The sequence below is a fragment of the Pseudomonas sp. B414 genome (genome assembly GCF_055408445.1).
Genome location: NZ_JBUZTQ010000035.1, coordinates 13,902 through 32,443, shown reverse-complemented (window position 1 = coordinate 32,443; position 18,542 = coordinate 13,902). Strand labels below are relative to the sequence as shown.

Sequence of the window (18,542 nt, the reverse complement as noted above, 5' to 3'; positions counted from 1 at the left end):
TCGGTGATTGATAAAACTTTTTTGTTCAGCGGTGACAACTTTTATTGACTGGACGCCCAACCCAAAGCCACCAAACATATCGGCCAATGGCGTCATAGGTCGTCAAAAATAAAAAAACACGCTGAGTCCGGCAGCGTACCGATTTTTCGAAAGTGAGCCTGACCGCTTTCGACTTGCTCACACCAGCCTGCCCTGGTGCTGCGGCAACCAGCTAAAGGGATACTCCCCTCATGCAAACCGTCGTAAATCTGTGGCCGCTGATTGGCGTGTTCGTCATCATCATTGGCTTTGTGCTGCGCTTTAATCCGCTGCTGGTGGTCAGCGCGGCAGCCATCGTTACCGGCCTTGCTGCCAACTTCCCTCTGGAAAAAATCATCAGCGAAATGGGTGAAGGCTTTCTGCAAACCCGTGCCCTGCAACTGATCCTGCTATTGCCCCTGGCCGTTATCGGCCTGCTCGAACGCCACGGCCTGCGCCTGCATGCGCAAAACTGGATTGCCAGTTTCAAGCGCGCCACGGTCGGGCGCCTGCTGATCATGTATCTGTTTGTCCGCGAAACCACCGCCGCAGTGGGCCTGACCAGTCTGGGCGGGCATCCGCAAATGGTTCGCCCGCTGCTGGCACCAATGGCCGAGGGCGCCGCCGAAAACAAATACGGCAAGCTGCCTGCACCCGTGCGGCAGAAAGTGCTGGCCATGTGCGCTGCGACCGACAATATCGGCCTGTTCTTTGGTGAGGACGTGTTTGTGGCCTTCGGTGCAATCGCGCTGATGCACACTTTCCTGCTGGGTTCCGGGCTTGATGTCGAGCCGCTGCATATTGCCTTCTGGGGGATTCCGACGGCGATTTGCGCCTTTATCGTGCATGCCCTGCGCCTGTATCGCTTCGACCTGATGCTGGAACGCAGCATGGCCGAAGTCGCCCAGGAAGAAGCTGAAGCTGACGCTGCTCAGGAGCTGGCACGATGATTATTTCCATTGAGTATTTCTACTGGCTGGCCGGTGTTCTGCTGCTGATCACCGCCGGCATGATCCTGAGCGATCGCACCCACCCGAAACGCTGGACCAGCGGTCTGTTCTGGGCTCTGTTCGCCATGGTGTTTCTGATTGGTGATCGCTTGTCACCATTTGTGGTCGGTGTTGGCGTGCTGATCATGGCCGGTATTGCCGGTATCGGTGGCGTCGGCCGTGGTGCCCACGCCGAACTGCATGTCAAGGCCGCCCGCGCCAGTGCTGGCCGTCTGGGCCACAAGCTGTTTATCCCGGCGCTGTCGATTCCACTGGTGACGGTGATCGGTTCAATCCTGCTGAAAAACACCCAGATCGGTGGCGTGCCACTGCTCGACCCAAAAAACACCACCTTCGTGTCCCTGGGTATTGGCTGTATGGTGGCACTGCTGCTGGCCTGCATCCTGACCCGTGATACGCCACTGCAAGGCCTGCGCGAATCACGACGCCTCACCGAAGCCCTGGGCTGGACCATGGTGTTGCCGCAAATGCTCGCCATGCTTGGCCTGCTGTTCAACGACGCCGGGGTCGGTACCGCCGTTGCCCACGTCACCACTGCCTATATCAACATGGACTACCGCCTGGTGGCGGTCATTGTCTACGTGCTGGGCATGGCGTTGTTTACCGTGATCATGGGCAACGGTTTTGCCGCCTTCCCGGTGATGACCGGCGGTGTCGGCGTGCCCGTGCTGGTGGGTATCTACGATGCCAACCCGGCAGTCATGGCGGCTATCGGCATGTTCTCCGGCTACTGCGGTACGTTGATGACGCCGATGGCGGCCAACTTCAATATCGTGCCCGTAGCCCTGCTGGAACTTCCGGACAAATACGCCGTGATCAAGGCGCAAATGCCCACCGCGTTGATGATGCTGGTGGTCAATATCGTGCTTCTTTACCTGCTGATGTGAGGCCCTGATGCGCACTGTACTGCTGACCGGTTTCGAACCGTTTGACCAGGATACCGTCAACCCGTCCTGGGAGGCCGTGCGCCTTCTGGACGGTAACTTGCACGACGATATACGTATCGTCGCCCGCCAGTTGCCCTGCACCTTTAGCGGGGCACCCGGGCAACTGCAGCAGTTGCTGGAAGAGTTCGAGCCGGAACTGGTGATCGCCGTCGGGCTGGGCCCCGGCCGCACTGATATCTGCATCGAGCGGGTGGCGATCAATATCAACGATGCCCGCATTGCCGACAACCTCGGCTATCAGCCGATCGATACGCCTGTCGTGGCGCAAGGGCCTGCGGCGTATTTCAGCACCTTGCCGCTCAAGGCAATGGTGCGCGCGATTAAAGCAGCCGGCATTCCCGCGTCGGTGTCGCACACGGCGGGCACCTTTGTCTGCAATCAGGTGTTCTATTACCTGCAGCATGCATTGGCCGGTGCTGGCGTACGCAGCGGCTTTATCCACGTCCCGCCGCTGCCGCAACAGGCAGTGGAGACAGGCGGGCCATCCATGGCACTGGCCACCCAGGTGGAAGGGCTGCGTATCGCGCTGATCACGGCCCTGAACACCGGGCACGATGTGCTGGAAAGTGGCGGTCAAATCAGCTGACAGAGGATTAGAAGCCAGGCACGATCTGGCCCTTGTAACGGCTCAGGATGAACTCACGCACTTGTGGCGAGTTCAGTGCCTGGGCCAGCTTCTGGATAGCCGGGCTCTGGATATTGTCCGGTCGGGCGACCAGATACTCGACGTACAAGTCCTTGCCCTTCTCCACGATCAAGGCGCTGTTGGTGTCTATGCCCGCTTCCAGGGCGTAGTTGGCAAACACAAATGCCAGATCAACCTGACTCACCGAGCGGGCCAGTAGCGCACCTTCCAGTTCGCGGATTTTAAGATGCTTGGGGTTTTCGGCAATATCCCGAGTGGTGGACAGGGTGTTGCTCGGGTCCTTGAGCTTGATCAGCCCTGCCTCATCGAGCAGTACCAGCGCCCGGCCGGCGTTGACCGGATCGTTGGGAATGGCCACCGACGCGCCGTCCTTGAGTTCCGAAATCTGCTTGATCTTTGTCGAGTAAGCCCCGAAAGGCTCGATATGCACCCCCACTACCGGTACCAGATCGGTGTGGCGGGTCTTGTTGAACTCATCCAGAAACGGTCGATATTGATAGTAGTTGGCGTCGATATTCTTCTCGGCCAGTTGCACGTTGGGTTGGATAAAATCGGTGAACACCTTGATATCCAGATCCACGCCCTGTTTGGCCAGTTCGGGTTTGACGAACTCGAGAATCTCGGCGTGAGGCACCGGGCTGGCACCCACCACCAGTTTTTCACCGGCGTGAACGCTGAGCGCAGCAAAAACAGCCGCAAGGGCAACAAGCTTTTTCATGGCAAAACTCCAAAAAAATAGGCCGCCTCAACGACGGTTGTAACGTAAAACCAGACGATCACCGCTTATCTGCAGGGCCTGCACCAGCACCACCAGCAGCGCTACGGTGACCACCATCACGTCTGTCTGAAAACGCTGATAGCCGAAACGAATCGCCAGATCCCCCAGCCCGCCGCCACCAATCACTCCCGCCATCGCCGTGAAGTCCACCAGCACAATGGCGGTCACGGTGATGGCCGCGATCAGGCCGCTGCGCGCTTCGGGCAGCAAGGTGTGCCAGATCACTTGCCAGGTACTGGCGCCCATGGCCTGGGTGGCCTCCACCACGCCGTGATCGACTTCACGCAGGGCGATTTCCACCAGCCGTGCAAAAAATGGCGTGCAACCCACCACCATCGGCGGGATGGCACCCTTCACGCCCAGGGAGGTGCCGGCAAGCACCGTGGTCAAGGGGATCAATACGATCAGCACGATGATGAAAGGCAGCGAACGGAAAATATTCACCAGCACCGACAGCACCCGGTACACACCGGGCTTTGCATGTAACTGCTGCTTGCCGGTCAGGAACAGCACCACCCCCAGCGGCAAGCCGAGCAACACGGTAAAACCCAGCGCCACGCTGAGCATGCTCAGCGTGGCAAGGCAGGCCTCACCAATCTCCGGCCAGTTGAGGCCGCTCAGCAACGCAATCATGCTCATGACCAGTCGTGACGCGGCGGGTTGACCCCATTGAGCAGCCAGTTGCCAACTACGTGGTACTTCCAGCGCACCGGATCATGCAGGGTATGCACCCGGGCATTGCGCCAGTGGCGATCGTGGTTGTGGCGCGCCAGCGAAGAACGCGTACCGCCCAATTCGAACAGGCGGGTGCTGGCTTCCAGGGCGATCTCGGTGGTCAGCACCTTGGCCTTGGCCACTGCCACCGAGGCACGCGCCACCGCGTTTTCATCCGGGGTCGCGCGCACGCTGTCCATGACTTTTCCAGCACGTTCGAGCAGAGCTTCGGCGGCATCCAGTTGAATGCCCAGCTTGCCGATCTGGATGATCGTCAGCGGATCATCACTGGCCTTGTCCAGACCCGAGTCGATCCACGGCCGCGCATGTTCGCGAACAAAAACCAGAGTGTCGCGCAAAGCCGCACGGGCAATACCGGCGTCGATGGCCGCTGTAGTGATTTGCGCAAAGGGCCCGGCCAGGGACGGGTTTTCATAGGAGCGCCAGGTCTGGAAAACGTTGAAGTCGGCTACCAGCAGATCCTCCACCAGCACCGTGCCACTGGCCGTATTGCGCTGGCCGATGCTCGACCAGTCGTCCACCACGGTCAGCCCGGCACTGCTGCGCGGCACAAAGGCCAGGTGTGCCCTGCCCTCGTCATCCAGCGCCAGCACCCCAAGCCAGTGGGCATACAATGAGCCGGTGCAATAACCCTTGCGGCCGTTGATAACGACGTGATCTGCCTCTTGAACAAAGCGCGTCTGGATATCCTGCACGGTCTTGCCGCCGGTTTCCGAAATGGCATTGGCGAAGCGATTGCCCTTGAGGGCCAGATCGAAGAAATACGCCTTTTGCAAATCCGTGCCTTGCAGGCGGATATCTTCGAGCAGGCAGTAATGGTTCTGCGGGATCTGCCCGAGCGAGGCATCGGCGGCGGAAATAATCGTGATCACTTCGGCCAACGTGGCGTAAGACACCTGCGCCCCGCCGTACTCGGCGGGCACGGTAATACCCCACAGGCCGCTGTTGGAGAACACATCCAGCACCTCGGCGGGCACTTGGCGCAGCTGGTCACGTTCGGCATCGCCCTCCAGTAAAAACGCCGCCACTTTATGAGCGACATCGATAGCTTCGGCATCCGTGCGGATGATATGGGCATTGGCAATGGACAGGGGGTACGGGGCATCGGCAGGGGTGTACGGCATAAACTTCTCACTTCTTGCTTTGAGTGGGTCGCCAGCAAATGCGACCGTTAACAGCTTGAGAGCAGAATCCATGCCATCTATTTTTTATATATAAATCAATCAGTTATAAATATAAAAAAACATTCGCAGTTGCCAGGGCAACAGTCTGTGCAGCCACTGTTGCCTGGCAAACAGTGCTATCGGTCGGGCTGGATGACCAGAGGTTATCGCCCAATCAGCATTCGTCATTGGGCAGGCCTTCTGACAAAAACTACAGTGAGCGCCAGAAGGAGTCTTGACGGCTCGCCTTGGCTTGCCTGCGATACAGGCGATGGGTTGTTTCAGTCAGACCGCGTGGATGCCTTCGCGAGCAAGTTCGCTCCCACCGTTGACAGGCGGTGTGCCAAATAACACCACTCATTCTTTATAAGGACATGTAATGACACAGATTACCGGCCAGAACTTTATCGGCGGCAAGCGCAGCGGCGCGGGCAGCGTTCATCTGCAAAGCGTGGATGCCAGCACCGGCGAAGCGTTGCCTTATAAGTTTATCCAGGCCACCGAAGCCGAAGTGGACGCCGCCGTCAGTGCCGCCAATAACGCCTTCCCCGCTTTTCGCAGTTTGCCGTCCGCTCGACGCGCCGACTTTCTCGAAGCCATCGCTGAAGAAATCGACGCACTGGGTGACGACTTCGTGGCCATCGTCTGCCGTGAGACCGCCTTGCCTGCCGCACGTATCCAGGGCGAGCGCGGACGTACCAGCGGGCAAATGCGCCTGTTTGCCAACGTGCTGCGCCGTGGTGATTTTTATGGCGCGCGTATCGACCAGGCGCTGCCCGACCGTCAGCCCCTGCCGCGAGCCGATCTGCGCCAGTGCCGTATCGGCGTGGGCCCGGTGGCGGTGTTCGGCGCCAGTAACTTCCCATTGGCATTCTCCACTGCAGGCGGTGACACCGCCTCTGCCCTCGCCGCCGGTTGCCCGGTAGTGTTCAAGGCGCACAGCGGGCATATGGCAACCGCCGAGCAGGTCGCGCTGGCCATTGTGCGTGCCGCCGAGCGTAGCGATATGCCCGCCGGTGTGTTCAACATGATCTACGGTGCAGGCGTGGGCGCTGCGCTGGTCAAGCATCCGGCGATTCAGGCCGTCGGTTTTACCGGGTCTCTTTCCGGGGGCCGCGCCCTGTGCGATATGGCCGCCGCACGGCCGCAGCCGATCCCGGTCTTTGCCGAGATGTCGAGCATTAACCCGGTGCTGGTATTGCCACAGGCGCTGAGTGCTCGGGGCTCGAAAATTGCCCGGGAGTTGGGCAGCTCAGTGATGCTCGGCGCGGGGCAGTTCTGCACTAGCCCGGGCCTGGTCCTGGGTATCCGCTCTGCCGAGTTCAGTGCCTTTGTTGGCGAACTCGCTCAGTTCTTCAGCGAGCAATCCGCGCAGACCCTGCTCAATGCCGGGGGGTTGGTCAGCTACAACAAAGGCATCGAACGCCTCGCTGGTGTCGAAGGCATCCGCCACCTGGCCGGTGCGCCGCAACAAGGCAACCAGGCCAGTCCGCAACTGTTCCAGGCCGATGCCAGTCTGCTGATCGGTGGCGCCGAGGTGTTGCAGGAAGAGGTGTTCGGCCCCACCACGCTGGTGGTCGAAGTCGCTGACAAGGCCCAATTGCTGCAAGCCCTGCATAGCCTGCATGGCCAGCTGACTGCAACGCTGATTGCCGAGCCTGCTGACTTGCAGGCGTTCGCCGAAGTGGTGCCGGTGCTGGAACACAAGGCCGGGCGCCTGCTGCTCAACGGCTACCCGACCGGGGTCGAGGTGTGCGATGCGATGGTGCACGGCGGGCCATATCCGGCGACATCCGATGCTCGTGGCACTTCGGTGGGCACCCTGGCCATCGACCGTTTCCTGCGCCCGGTGTGCTACCAGAACTACCCCGACAGCCTGCTGCCCGATGCCCTGAAAAACGCCAACCCGCTGGGCATCGAACGGCTGGTCAACGGCAAGCACAGCCGCGACCCGCTGGGTCACTGATCGGCGGCGTAAATCACGGTCCGGGCGCTATGCCCGGCGGCGTGCCGGAGGGTGAAGTAAGTGTCACCCTCCTCGGTCAGAATCTCGTAGCCCGCCTTGCTGGCGACGCGGTTGCTGACGCTGACATGCTTGATGATTTTCAGCACCCGTTGAAATTTCACCGTCTGGGTGCCGTTTTGCGCAGGGCCGGTGAGCACATTCACACTCTGAAACCAGCCCTGGTTCTTTTTGTTCGCGACCAGGGTGCTGGACAGTGCCTCAAAACGCTCAAGACGAGTAAAGCCCCATAGCGTCTGCTCCTCGACCGTTTGCCCCAGCGCCCCGGCGCCGGTAAATACAAACAGGTTGATGGCCGGGTTGTCTTCGCAAAAAAAGTCGTAAGGCACCAGCCCGTCGACCATTTTCTTGCCGGCCACAAAACCCTTTTTATGCACCAGAAACATGCCCACCTCCGCTCGATATTGAGTGGCAAAGTCTACCGGGGCATGGCGTACAGGGCCGTCAAGGCAATGTAATCTCGTGTAAAGATCATGCCTGGCGGGGCAAATGAATTTCCACACACAAGCCGCCACCCGCCTGGTTACGTGCCAGGATAGTGCCGCCGTGCATTTCCACCGCCCTGGAGGCGATTGCCAGGCCCAGGCCAAAACCACTGCCAGCTTCACTGGCACCGCGCTCGAACGGGTCGAAAATCCGCTGCAATCGCGACTCTTCAACACCTGGCCCCTGGTCAGCAATGCGCACCGTCAGGCTGCTCCCATCAGGATTGGTTCCAGCCACCACCAACACCGCCGTCTCGGGGTGGGTATGACGCACGGCATTGCGGATAACGTTTTCAAAACAGCGATACAACAGCTCGCCGCTGACCCGGCTGACAAAAGGCGCGCACCCCTGCAGGTTGACCCGGCAACCCTTGATACCCGCCTCGAACCGGGCATCTTCAACGATCAGCGCCAGCAACTCGATAATATCCACCGGCTCACGCGCAATGCTCTCGGGGCGACCCTGCACCCGCGCCAGAGTCAACAGCGCTTCAATCAGGGTGTCCATGCGCAAGGACTCACGCTCGATGCGCTCCACCATATCGGCACGCGCCGGGTTCTGATGCAACAGTCCGATGGCCGCCTGCATGCGTGTCAGGGGTGAACGCAACTCATGGGAGATGTCATGCAGCAGGTGTTGCTGGGCATCCACCAGCAGTTTCAGCTGATTGGCCATGCGATCGCAGTCTTCGGCCAGGTCGACGATTTCATCGCGCCGCGAGCCCATGATCGGCTTGACCCGGGTTTCGAAACGACCCTGGGCAACATCACTCATGGCCCGACGCAGGTACGCCAGTGGCCAAGCCAGATAAAAGGCCATAAAACTGCTGAACAGCGCGCTCATCACGGTGCCGATCAACAATGGCATCAACCCCGGGCCGCCTTCCCCGCCGCCATTGCCGGGCACCCGCGAGGACCTGAGCGACAGGCTCAACCCTTCCTTGCTGAGCACCGTGCGCTCAAAAACCGGGTCTACGATCGGCAATCCGGCCAGCAGTTGCCCGTGGCTGTCGTAGACCGCAATCGCTTCACCATCGGGGTGGTGCCACACCTGCAGCAACTGCCTGCCAGCCTCGACGCCGAACTGGCGCAGCAACTGCTCCTCGCTTTCCAGGATGGTATCCAGATGCGGGTTGCCGGGGCCCTGGCGGCTCAGGGTAATAATGCCAATACCGACAAAAAACGTCAGGCTGGTGGCCAGCCAGAAAGCCAGAAACAGTTTCCAGAACAATCGGCTGGGCTTCATCATTCGGCGATCAACAAGTAGCCAAGCCCGCGTACGCTCTGGATCCACGCCTTGGCATCAGCGCGAGGGCCGAGCTTTTGCCGGATACTGCTGATATGCACGTCGATGCGCCGGTCATAGCGCGTCAGCGGGCAGCCCAGGGCATTGAGCGACAAATCCTGCTTGCTGACCACTTGTCCGGCACTGCGGGCCAGCTCTTCAAGCAAACTGAATTCAGTACTGGTCACGCCCAATTCTACGCCCTGCCAGAGCGCTTGACGCTTGCCGGGCCACAGCACCAGCGGGCCGGTCTTGATCACTTCGCTGGTGACCTGCCCCACCGGTTGCACCCGGCGCATGATGGCGCGCAAGCGCGCCACCAGTTCACCCGGCGAACTGGGTTTGGGCACGTAATCATCGGCGCCCAGCTCCAGACCGGTGATACGGTCAATATTGTCGCCACGGGCGGTCAGCAATACCACCGGCACCTGGCTACGAGCACGAATGCGCCTGAGCACCTCGATCCCCGAAAGCCGCGGCAGCATCACATCCAGCACCACGATGCTGTAGTGCCCGGACAGCGCCTGCACCTCGCCCTCCTCGCCGGTATGCACAGCGGTTGCCTCAAAGCCTTCACGCTCCAGGTACTCACTGAGCAAACCGGTCAGTTCCTGGTCATCGTCGACGAGCAATACACGGATCATGGCGAACTCTTGAAGGGGGATCGACGCATTATCGTCCTTGCAACCCGCAGCGTCATTGCCTGCGACCAACCTTTACCTAACTTGACACTCGGTTAACCGCACCATACGCCGCGAACTTTTAAGCTGGACCTCCACCAGCCTGCCTGCCTTGCGGTATGACCTCGTGTCGAGCCATATCCGCGCCCGCTTGTGCTGCTTGTCGATGTGTTCTGGATAAAGATCTAAATGAATTTTGCGCGCCTGCTCTGCTCGGTTGCACTGCTGCTCAACGCCATATTGGCCCATGCCCAAGGCTTCAAGATTGCCGATATCCGTATCAACGGCCTGCAGCGTGTCTCCGCAGGCAGCGTGTTCGGCGCCTTGCCGTTGAATGTCGGCGAAGAGGCCGATGACCGGCGGTTGGTGGAGTCCACCCGCGCACTGTTCAAGACCGGCTTTTTTCAGGACATTCATCTGGATCGTGATGGCGATGTACTGGTAATCACGGTGGTCGAGCGACCGTCCGTGGCCAGCATTGATATTGAAGGCAACAAGGCAATCTCAACCGATGACCTGATGAAGGGTCTCAAACAATCGGGGCTGGCCGAAGGTGAAATATTCCAGCGCGCCACCCTCGAAGGCGTACGTAATGAGTTGCTGCGCCAGTACGTAGCCCAGGGCCGTTACTCGGCCTCGGTGGAGGCCGAGGTCATAGCCCAGCCGCGCAATCGTGTCGGCCTGAAAATCAGGATCGATGAGGGTGAAGTGGCAGCAATCAAGCATATCAATGTGGTGGGCAACAGCGTTTTCGAGCAGAGCGAACTGGACGACCAGTTCACCCTAAAGACCAGCAACTGGCTGTCGTTTTTCAAAAACGATGACAAGTACGCCCGCGAGAAACTGTCCGGTGATCTGGAGCGTTTGCGCTCGTATTACATGGACCGCGGCTATATCAATATGGAAATTGTCTCGACCCGGGTGTCGATCACCCCGGACAAGAAGCAGGTCTATATCAGCGTCAATATCAACGAAGGCGCGAAATACCAGGTACGCGATATCAAGCTGCGGGGCGATCTGAAAGTCCCTGAGGAACAGCTCGAGGCACTGATGCTGGTGCAGAAGGGCCAGGTGTTTTCACGCAAACTGATGACCAGCACCTCGGAGCTGATCACCCGCCGCCTGGGCAATGAGGGTTATACCTTTGCCAACGTTAACGCAGTGCCAACCCCAAGCAAGGACGGCAACAGCGTGGACCTCGAATTCGTGGTCGACCCGGGCAAGCGCGCCTACGCCAACCGCATCAACTTTCGCGGCAATACCAAGACCGAAGATCAGGTGTTGCGCCGCGAGATGCGGCAGATGGAAGGTGGCTGGGCCTCAACCTACCTGATCGACCAGTCGAAAACGCGGCTTGAGCGCCTGGGCTTTTTCAAGGAAGTCAACGTCGAGACACCGGCCGTTGCCGGTGTAGACGATCAGGTTGACGTCAACTACAGCGTCGAGGAGCAGTCTTCCGGCTCCATCACCGCCAGTGTCGGCTTTGCCCAGAGCGCCGGCCTGATCCTGGGTGGCTCGATCACCCAGAACAACTTTCTCGGCACGGGCAACTCCGCAAGCCTGGGCCTGACCCGTTCCGAGTACCAGAGCAAATACAACATCGGCTTTACCGACCCCTACTTCACCAAGGACGGCGTCAGCCTGGGCTACAACGCCTTCTACAACAAAACCGACTACAACGATTACTACGACGATGGTGTGTCGTACTACTCAATCAACAGCTATGGCGCTGGCGCCACCCTTGGCTACCCGATCAATGAGACGTCGCGCTTGAGTTTTGGCCTGACCGTGCAACACGACAGCATAGAGCCCGGCACCTACAGCGCCGACGAGATCTACGATTTTATCGATCGTGAAGGCAAGGAGTTCACCAACTTCAAGGCCAACCTCGGCTGGTCCGAGTCGACCCTGAACAAGGGCATCCTGGCCACCCGCGGCTACTCGCAGAACCTCAACCTGATGGTGACAGTACCCGGCAGCGACCTGAGTTTTTACAAGATCGACTACACCGGCCAGACCTTTCTGCCGGTCAGCGCGGCCACCTCACTGCGTTTCCATACCAAGCTGGGCTACGGCAACAGCTACGGCTCCACCGATGGCCTGCCTTTCTATGAAAACTACACCGCGGGTGGCGAAGGCACGGTGCGCGGCTTTGAAAGCGGCACCCTTGGCCCGCGCAACACCCCGGCCACCGGCACCTACTCCAGCGCCGGGCAAGCCTACTACTCCGACCGCGACACCGATGCCCTGGGCGGCAATATCATGATCACCGGCGGGGTCGAATATTTGTTCCCCATGCCCTTTGTCAAAGACAACAAGTCCCTGCGCACCTCGCTGTTCTGGGATGTGGGCAGCGTGTACTCGAACAAATGCTACCTGAGCACCACTACCGGTTGCGACGGCGTAGACCTTAGCCAGATGGCCAGTTCCGTGGGTGTCGGGGTCACCTGGTACAGCCCGCTGGGGCCGTTGAGCGTCAACCTGGCGTTACCGATCCGCAAACCCGATGACGCCGAAACACAGGTATTCCAGTTCTCCATGGGGCAGACGTTTTAATCGCACTGCCGAGCTTTACACAGTGAGGTGAACATATGGCCAGTATGTAGCCTCCAGGGACGCTGCTATTGAGACTTGACGGGGCAATAACAGGGGAATAATCTTTTACTTGAGGACTGCAATCGCGCATACGGCGGGACTGGGTACCCGTTTTATCCCCCCGCATTTTGGCAGCAGAGAAGACGGGTTTCTCTGAAGTAGTGACGATCAGCCAGATGATCGGATTCTGAACCCAAGGCATTAATGCCGGGAGCTAAAGAACCGCTGCGACTACTCCTCAATAACACCTGAAAGGCGTCCTATGGACGCCTTTTTTAATTTCAGCGCAGCTTTTGGCGCGTATACCACCTGACCCACCAGTGTCCTACTGGCTTTGCGCTTCGGGTATCAGGTCACGATGTAGTAACCAAAACCACTGCGAGCGTTCTTGCTGCGTCCTGGGTAGTCTAAAAAGGAAAGAGCTTCGCTGTTCCGGCACCCTGATGCCGACATTTTTTTCGTCAATCGCGAACGCATTAACAAGGGCATCAATACGGCCGGTATAAATGACGCGCCTGCTGCCCCAGGCGCGTGCTGCTTAGTGCATCGCCAGACCGTCCAGCGACTTGTCGACATACGCCTTGGCCAGCTCCACCAAATGCACAACCGACAACACCAGATCGCGCTGCACCCCGCTCAAACCATTCCCCGCCTCACTCGCCGAAGCGCCCGCGCCTTGGGCCAACGGGTTGAGATCCGCCTGGTGCTTGAGCACGACGCAAAACACGGTTATCCCCTGCGCCGCTTTACGCTCCCTCAAACTTGAATGGAGGGGTGACCTGAAAACGGCTTGAAACCTCCCCGGAATAAATGGTGCTTTGGTCCGGGCCCAGGTCGAGTTTTTTAACGGCGCCAGTGGCCTTGGAGAAGTCGATCTTGTTCAAGTCCACCCAGAACGTATTGGGTGTAATGGCCGACTCGAAAAAGTACAGGCCCTGTTTATGGTCTATCACCGAGCGCCAGCGGGTCGAGGAGATGTTCGGCTCACTGGGGGTTGTGATGCCGTAGGGCACGGAAACGTTGCGAATCACGCTGAACACACTGGCCAGCGACAGGCGTGCGTCCTGAGTTTTAGGCACCGCATTGACGTAGAAAGACGCCCGGGCAAAACGGTCGGCCGAACGATTGGTGCCGGGCAGCATCACCGTGCCGCCAATGGACTGCCAATAGGCATTCATTGCCAGTTGCGCATCGAAGGCGGGCGAGTTGGTCATGACCTGATAGCTGCGGTCGTGGTGAATCACCTGCTTGCCATCGATAAACTCGATAATGGCACTGTCACCCGAGGCATCCGACATCGACAGGTGCAGAGTGGCCAGACGGCTCTCACCCGGCACATTGGCGGTGACCACGGTAAAGGGCTCGGTCTTGAGCACATCGACCGCCTCGGCAACGCTGCTGAAGTTGTCCAGTACATACTGGGCCCACGCCGCGATGCTCAGCCCCGGTTTGTCTTTATTGACCGGCGGATATTCGGACTCGACCAGCCATAGCAGGTTGGCCGACAACCCCGCTTCATTGACCCCGTCAGTGGTTGAAATGTCATAGCCGGTGGCAATCACACTGCCGTATTTGGACGTCCACTTAACCGAGCCCGGCCCCACCTCTCCTGTGCGCTGCATGCCCTGGGGGAAGATCCACAGGTTGGTCGCCACATCGGTTTTCCAGTCCATGGAGCGCGCGGTAATCACCGTGTCGTTGTCACCCAGATACACCAGGCGGGTACAGGCATTGGCAACCGGTAGTGCGAAGATAAACCCTGCCAGTGCCAGGGCCAGATGTTGGCTGTGTTTGAGCAGTTGCATTCCCTTGTTCCTTCTGCTGATCAAAAGCGCATGGACAGGCCCAGCACCGGACCGCGCTGGGTGACGTCGTATTTGAATTTATTGCCGGTAAAGTCGGTGGTGCGATAGCTCTGCGCCAGCACGCGATAGCCGACACGGATGATCGTGGGGTGGTCTGCAAGGTACATGCGGTAGCCAAGATAGCCTTGGGCATTCCAGGTTTTCTTCGAGGAGGTATCCAGCCCGCCGGTATCGGTTTCGCCGGAGAGGGTCCAGCGATCGTTCAGGTCGGCCTGCATGCGCACGCCCACGAAGGGGTCGGTCCACTCGGTTTTTTTCTTGGTGCTGAAACCGACAGAATCGATATCCAGTTTTGTCGACAGTTTGGTCCAGCGCACACCTACGGTGGGCTCGACACGCCAGGTGCGCGGTTCGCCAAAAATCGTGGCGCCACCCAGCGCGTATTCATACACACGGTAATAGGCCCCGGCAGCAACGGTGGTCTGGGTAATCGCCAGGCCTATCTTGCGCCCGTACACTCTTTCGGACTGGTCGGTTTTGGCGTAGACGCCGTCGATATAAAAGCCCAGGGTGCGATTGGTCAGTTCCAGATTGCCCATAAAGACGGAACTCAGATTATTTAAAACCTCCGAGAACGGGACATCGACGTGGGTATTGACCCCGCCGAGCGCCGCCTGCCCGCTCATGGACGGTGCCCAGACAAAGGGGCTGGCCAGCAGCAACCACTCTGAGTCCGTGGTTTTAGCTGTGATTGCAGAATCATCAGCGTGGGCCATCTGCAAAAACAACAAAAGCGGCAAGGCCGCTGATGCCGTGGTAAAGGTCTGCTTTCTCATCGTGCTGATCAGCCGCTCCCTGGATTTGATCAGTAGGTATAGCAGGTATCTCCTGAAGATGAGCTGTCGGGTGCAGCCTTATAATATTCCCCCAAAAGCGCACAGGCTCTAGCCTGGATGAGCTCCTGGACCAAAGAGGCCCACACTAATCCCTGTGTTGTGCCAAAATCATAAGTTGCCTCGGCCGTAATACAGTTGTATGCAGACCAGTGGACTATAGAAATGCCATCCAAGGTACCGGGCCGGGCAACTACCTCTGTTTGCTCTACCCCCATGGCAGTGACAACGAAATGTGTTCTGCTCAGGTCAGCAATTTGGGAACGACTCGGATACTGAGGCAGAAACTGAACTCCGGAGAGTTGCAACAGCACCACTATCTCATCCTTTATTTGGAGAAAGTTCAGATCGTAGCTCGATACATCAGCAGCCGGAGCGATCCGGGGGCCCCCATAATGCGATTGCGCAAAGGGTGCCAACGATGGATTGTCGGCCAGAAGCTTTTCAAACAGCTCTATGCCTGCGCGATTGCACTCAACGGCCAAACACTGATTTCCAGAGAGCAGGTAGCCGTTATGCAGCGGCTTTGCGGTCGTCTCCGTTGCTGATAAATGACGCATGTTCACATTTTTGTGACTGGCCCCTTCGCTCTCCTGATCGCCACCATAGACAGTGACCTGATAGTTTGCCAGGCGGCACATCACGGCCTGAAGCAGGCCATTGATACCTCTGCCGATGATCGACACCCGGGGCGCACCGGCATCAACCCGCTGAGCAGGGAGGGTCAATGATTGTGCCAACTTGCGCCTGACAAGGCCGCGCAAGCCCAGCAAACTCAGTTGAACCGACACCGCATAGTCAAGGTCGCAATTGCAGGCTTCGCTGGTTGCTGCCTGAGTGGTCAGCATTGCGGGCTTGCACCAGGTGCACGTGCTGCAGCCGAGCACCTGGGTGCGCATCCTGAACCCATCCAGGGTCACCGGCCCGTAGTCCAGTACAAGCTGGATATCTTCTGCCCATGCCAGGGCCTGCAAAGCATCATCGCTAAAAACATCCGGCTTGGCGACACAGACCAGGCGAGCCTTTTTTTGCATGCATTGAATAAGCGACTGATCAATGCGATGAGCGGATTCAGCATTCAGGGACAAGCATACGGCGACAGCTTGAGCGCCCTGCATTGCTTGGTGCCAGTCCACCACAAATGACACTCGGCTATCGGGAAAGGCTTTAGCGCAACTGTCTGCAATTTGACCGTGTCGGGCCAAGACCCTGATCCGAATATCTGGATGTCGATCAAGCAGCAGCTTTACAAGCTCTTTACCCACATTACCGTATCCCATTACACAGATATCAGAGGGTATGGAGCCATCGGCCAGTGTCAGCCAATGCAGAATATAGGCAGCAACATGCGGCGCGTTGACCCCTGGTGTATTGACCACCCTGATATGGTTGCGTGCGCACAGGTCCAGCCTCACCTTGTCCAGGCTGGTACCCCTGCGAACCAGAAAGAGGTCTCCAAACGGGTGGGATATACGCCATTGATCAATGATGTCTGCATCGATGGCCTGGTCTGCAACAATGATCGTTGAGGGGCGCAGGAGTCCGATTTGTATCAGCAGAGCTTGTTTGGTTAATGTCGGGGGAAAGAACACGACGTTACCGGGGGCTTCTGCTTTCCAGCCTTTCGACACAGGGGCTATATGCAGAATAGTTTCGGTTGTGGCAATGAGTGATGCGGCGACTGGCGGAACGCAAGAGAGCGTCATAGCTTTATCTCCAACAATTCTGACCTGCTGATGCCCCGGAGAAAGGAACGTCATAGAGTTGGGGCGTTACGAAAGCAAACTTTAGCACTTGCGAAAAGAAGTATTTATAACCGAACAACTTGCACCCTGCTTTAATTGCTCACAGGCGGCCTAAAGTATAAAAGTACTTAGTTAATTATTGAACCACTCCATGTTTAACCCCTAACTTAACAGCGCCACCCAATGCAACAATTGAATTCAGGCTAGCAGGAACTAACAATCAGATATGTAGGACGCTTCTGAAATTTCAGAAATATTTATTAAAGATCAACTCAAGTGCAAAACCCTTCGCAGGGTAACGAGCATCGGCATGAGCGACCACGGGAAAAGGCGCCAATGATGGCGCCAAACAAGTATTGAGAGGAAGCCCCTTACAAAAACCAGCGATATTCCCGGGCGCTGATTTCCTGCATAAAGGCCAGATGGTCCTGACGCTTGTTCTCGCAGTACACATCGACAAACTCGGCGCCCAAACCTTCACGCAGTTGCGGCTGGTGCTGCATGGCCCGTACCGCCTCAAGCATTTCCAACGGAAAAGCAATGCCGCTGCTGCGGTCTTCGTTAAGCGCCAGGATCGGCTCCTTGCCCGCTTCAAGCCCGTGCTCCAGCCCCACCAGAATCGCTGCCAGCACCAGATACGGGTTGGCATCGGCCCCCGCCAGGCGATATTCGACCCGCAGGTTTTTCACGTCCGACTCAGGGATGCGCAAGCAGGCATCTCGGTCTTCATAGCCCCAGCTGGCCTTGCTGGCGATATTGGTCGTGCCGCCCAGGCGGCGGAAAGCGTTCTGGTTCGGGGCAAATATCGGCATGCAGGCCGGCAACAACTCCAGGCACCCGGCGACAGCGTGGCGCAGGGTTTGCTGCTGATTGCCCGCCAGCAGGTTATTGCCACCCGCGTCGTACAGGCTGACATGCACATGCATGCCGCTGCCCGGATGTTGCAGATAGGGCTTGGCCATAAAGCTGGCGCGATAGCCGTGCTTGAGCGCAACTCCGCGGGTACTGCGACAGAACAGTGCTGCCCAGTCCGCTGCACGCAAACCGTCATCGAGATGGCCGAAGTTGATTTCAAACTGGCCCGGGCCAAGCTCAGCAGTGATCACAGTGGCATCGATACCCTGCACCTGAGCGGCCTCGACCATCTCGTCCAGCACAGGCGCAAAGCGTGACAGGCGCTCGATGTGCATATTGGGCTGGTCGTCAGCATCATCGCTCAACGGATCACGGGGGAACTGCGGTAAGCCATCACGCAGTTGCTTGTCGAACAGGTAGAACTCCAGCTCGAATGCCACCACCGGATGAATCCCCTTGCGCGCCAGCCGGGTCAGCACCTGGGCCAGCACTTCGCGGGGCTCGAAGACAATCGGTTTTTCGGTGCCGTCGGAGGTGATCAGCATCTGCCCCAGGGGCTTGCCTTCCCAGGTCACCGGTTTGAGCGTACCCGCCACCAGGCGGCGTACCGCATCCGGGTCGCCATCGTTGAAACAGTAATCGCCAATCTTGAACAACCCGCCCTGCACACCCAGCAGCACGCAGTTTTGCGGCAGCTTGAGCACGCTGCCAGCCGCTACTTTTTCCAGCATGTCGATGGGGTAGCGCTTGCCGTAGAAATGCCCGGGGATATCCAGGGAAATCAGGTCGACGTAACCCACCTCGGGGTTGCGTTGGCGAAAAGTGCGCACTTCGGCCAGCAGATCAGAACTCGCAGCATCCATCTTGGACATTCCTTTG

The 18,542-nt window shown here is 58.4% G+C and carries 16 protein-coding genes; 5 read left to right on the top strand and 11 right to left on the bottom strand.

Annotated elements, in window-relative coordinates:
• Positions 1-230: 230 nt before the first annotated feature.
• Genes ACZRMH_RS21645 through pcp form a run of 3 tightly spaced genes read left to right on the top strand, consistent with a single transcriptional unit; the run spans position 231 to position 2,561 of the window.
• Positions 231-968 carry a DUF969 domain-containing protein gene (locus ACZRMH_RS21645; protein WP_464015212.1) on the top strand — a complete coding sequence of 246 codons (738 nt, stop codon included), beginning with the start codon at positions 231-233 and terminating at the stop codon, positions 966-968.
• Positions 965-1,915, top strand: coding sequence for a DUF979 domain-containing protein (locus ACZRMH_RS21640; RefSeq protein ID WP_464015211.1), 951 nt, complete (start codon positions 965-967; stop codon positions 1,913-1,915). The genes ACZRMH_RS21645 and ACZRMH_RS21640 overlap by 4 nt, the downstream gene beginning before the upstream one ends.
• 7 nt (positions 1,916-1,922) lie before the next feature.
• Entirely contained in the window at positions 1,923-2,561 is a 639-nt protein-coding gene (pcp, locus tag ACZRMH_RS21635) for a pyroglutamyl-peptidase I (RefSeq protein WP_464015210.1), read from the top strand.
• Between the two features lie 7 nt (positions 2,562-2,568).
• Here pcp and ACZRMH_RS21630 read toward each other — a convergent pair whose 3' ends face one another.
• Genes ACZRMH_RS21630 through ACZRMH_RS21620 form a run of 3 tightly spaced genes read right to left on the bottom strand, consistent with a single transcriptional unit; the run spans position 2,569 to position 5,258 of the window.
• Complete coding sequence (locus tag ACZRMH_RS21630) at positions 2,569-3,339, bottom strand: MetQ/NlpA family ABC transporter substrate-binding protein (RefSeq protein WP_464015209.1); 771 nt, start codon at positions 3,337-3,339, stop codon at positions 2,569-2,571.
• Between the two features lie 27 nt (positions 3,340-3,366).
• On the bottom strand, positions 3,367-4,032 hold the full coding sequence (locus ACZRMH_RS21625) for a methionine ABC transporter permease (protein WP_464015223.1): 666 nt from the start codon (positions 4,030-4,032) through the stop codon (positions 3,367-3,369).
• A 2-nt stretch (positions 4,033-4,034) separates the two neighbouring features.
• The gene (locus ACZRMH_RS21620; protein ID WP_464015208.1) at positions 4,035-5,258 is read right to left on the bottom strand and encodes an SfnB family sulfur acquisition oxidoreductase; all 1,224 of its coding nucleotides are present in this window, start codon (positions 5,256-5,258) and stop codon (positions 4,035-4,037) included.
• Between the two features lie 418 nt (positions 5,259-5,676).
• On the opposite strand from ACZRMH_RS21620, the gene ACZRMH_RS21615 reads away from it, so the two are divergent.
• A complete protein-coding gene (locus ACZRMH_RS21615) occupies positions 5,677-7,263 on the top strand; it encodes an aldehyde dehydrogenase (NADP(+)) (RefSeq protein ID WP_464015207.1) in 1,587 nt (528 codons plus the stop codon).
• Here the strand turns inward: ACZRMH_RS21615 and ACZRMH_RS21610 are convergent.
• The 3 genes from ACZRMH_RS21610 to ACZRMH_RS21600 all read right to left on the bottom strand — a co-directional run bounded on the left by ACZRMH_RS21610 (position 7,257) and on the right by ACZRMH_RS21600 (position 9,734).
• Positions 7,257-7,706: a hypothetical protein gene (locus ACZRMH_RS21610; RefSeq protein WP_464015206.1), complete on the bottom strand. Its 450-nt coding sequence runs from the start codon at positions 7,704-7,706 to the stop codon at positions 7,257-7,259. The genes ACZRMH_RS21615 and ACZRMH_RS21610 overlap by 7 nt on opposite strands.
• 85 nt (positions 7,707-7,791) lie before the next feature.
• The gene (locus tag ACZRMH_RS21605; protein WP_464015205.1) at positions 7,792-9,054 is read right to left on the bottom strand and encodes a HAMP domain-containing sensor histidine kinase; all 1,263 of its coding nucleotides are present in this window, start codon (positions 9,052-9,054) and stop codon (positions 7,792-7,794) included.
• On the bottom strand, positions 9,051-9,734 hold the full coding sequence (locus ACZRMH_RS21600) for a response regulator (RefSeq protein WP_464015204.1): 684 nt from the start codon (positions 9,732-9,734) through the stop codon (positions 9,051-9,053). Before ACZRMH_RS21600 ends, ACZRMH_RS21605 begins: the two co-directional genes overlap by 4 nt.
• A gap of 225 nt (positions 9,735-9,959) precedes the next feature.
• Here ACZRMH_RS21600 and bamA point away from each other — a divergent pair, with 225 nt between their 5' ends.
• Entirely contained in the window at positions 9,960-12,326 is a 2,367-nt protein-coding gene (bamA, locus tag ACZRMH_RS21595) for an outer membrane protein assembly factor BamA (RefSeq protein ID WP_464015203.1), read from the top strand.
• A gap of 577 nt (positions 12,327-12,903) precedes the next feature.
• Here the strand turns inward: bamA and ACZRMH_RS21590 are convergent.
• From ACZRMH_RS21590 to ACZRMH_RS21570, 5 genes are all read right to left on the bottom strand, one after another.
• Positions 12,904-13,092: a DUF6124 family protein gene (locus tag ACZRMH_RS21590; RefSeq protein ID WP_464015202.1), complete on the bottom strand. Its 189-nt coding sequence runs from the start codon at positions 13,090-13,092 to the stop codon at positions 12,904-12,906.
• Between the two features lie 19 nt (positions 13,093-13,111).
• Complete coding sequence (locus ACZRMH_RS21585; protein WP_464015201.1) at positions 13,112-14,170, bottom strand: linear amide C-N hydrolase; 1,059 nt, start codon at positions 14,168-14,170, stop codon at positions 13,112-13,114.
• A gap of 20 nt (positions 14,171-14,190) precedes the next feature.
• Positions 14,191-15,006, bottom strand: a complete 816-nt coding sequence (locus tag ACZRMH_RS21580) for a hypothetical protein (protein WP_464015200.1) — start codon at positions 15,004-15,006, stop codon at positions 14,191-14,193.
• Positions 15,007-15,035: 29 nt separating this feature from the next.
• Positions 15,036-16,823: an NAD(P)-dependent oxidoreductase gene (locus ACZRMH_RS21575; RefSeq protein ID WP_464015199.1), complete on the bottom strand. Its 1,788-nt coding sequence runs from the start codon at positions 16,821-16,823 to the stop codon at positions 15,036-15,038.
• Between the two features lie 356 nt (positions 16,824-17,179).
• A complete protein-coding gene (locus ACZRMH_RS21570) occupies positions 17,180-18,526 on the bottom strand; it encodes a glutamine synthetase family protein (RefSeq protein ID WP_464015198.1) in 1,347 nt (448 codons plus the stop codon).
• Between the last annotated feature and the right edge of the window lie 16 nt (positions 18,527-18,542).

Bases quoted from the DNA above. Each gene is read 5' to 3' on its own strand.
- ACZRMH_RS21645 (WP_464015212.1), top strand. From the start codon at position 231: ATGCAAACCGTCGTAAATCTGTGGCCGCTGATTGGCGTGTTCGTCATC.
- ACZRMH_RS21640 (WP_464015211.1), top strand. From the start codon at position 965: ATGATTATTTCCATTGAGTATTTCTACTGGCTGGCCGGTGTTCTGCTG.
- pcp (WP_464015210.1), top strand. From the start codon at position 1,923: ATGCGCACTGTACTGCTGACCGGTTTCGAACCGTTTGACCAGGATACC.
- ACZRMH_RS21630 (WP_464015209.1), bottom strand. From the start codon at position 3,339: ATGAAAAAGCTTGTTGCCCTTGCGGCTGTTTTTGCTGCGCTCAGCGTT.
- ACZRMH_RS21625 (WP_464015223.1), bottom strand. From the start codon at position 4,032: ATGATTGCGTTGCTGAGCGGCCTCAACTGGCCGGAGATTGGTGAGGCC.
- ACZRMH_RS21620 (WP_464015208.1), bottom strand. From the start codon at position 5,258: ATGCCGTACACCCCTGCCGATGCCCCGTACCCCCTGTCCATTGCCAAT.
- ACZRMH_RS21615 (WP_464015207.1), top strand. From the start codon at position 5,677: ATGACACAGATTACCGGCCAGAACTTTATCGGCGGCAAGCGCAGCGGC.
- ACZRMH_RS21610 (WP_464015206.1), bottom strand. From the start codon at position 7,706: ATGTTTCTGGTGCATAAAAAGGGTTTTGTGGCCGGCAAGAAAATGGTC.
- ACZRMH_RS21605 (WP_464015205.1), bottom strand. From the start codon at position 9,054: ATGATGAAGCCCAGCCGATTGTTCTGGAAACTGTTTCTGGCTTTCTGG.
- ACZRMH_RS21600 (WP_464015204.1), bottom strand. From the start codon at position 9,734: ATGATCCGTGTATTGCTCGTCGACGATGACCAGGAACTGACCGGTTTG.
- bamA (WP_464015203.1), top strand. From the start codon at position 9,960: ATGAATTTTGCGCGCCTGCTCTGCTCGGTTGCACTGCTGCTCAACGCC.
- ACZRMH_RS21585 (WP_464015201.1), bottom strand. From the start codon at position 14,170: ATGCAACTGCTCAAACACAGCCAACATCTGGCCCTGGCACTGGCAGGG.
- ACZRMH_RS21580 (WP_464015200.1), bottom strand. From the start codon at position 15,006: ATGAGAAAGCAGACCTTTACCACGGCATCAGCGGCCTTGCCGCTTTTG.
- ACZRMH_RS21575 (WP_464015199.1), bottom strand. From the start codon at position 16,823: ATGACGTTCCTTTCTCCGGGGCATCAGCAGGTCAGAATTGTTGGAGAT.
- ACZRMH_RS21570 (WP_464015198.1), bottom strand. From the start codon at position 18,526: ATGGATGCTGCGAGTTCTGATCTGCTGGCCGAAGTGCGCACTTTTCGC.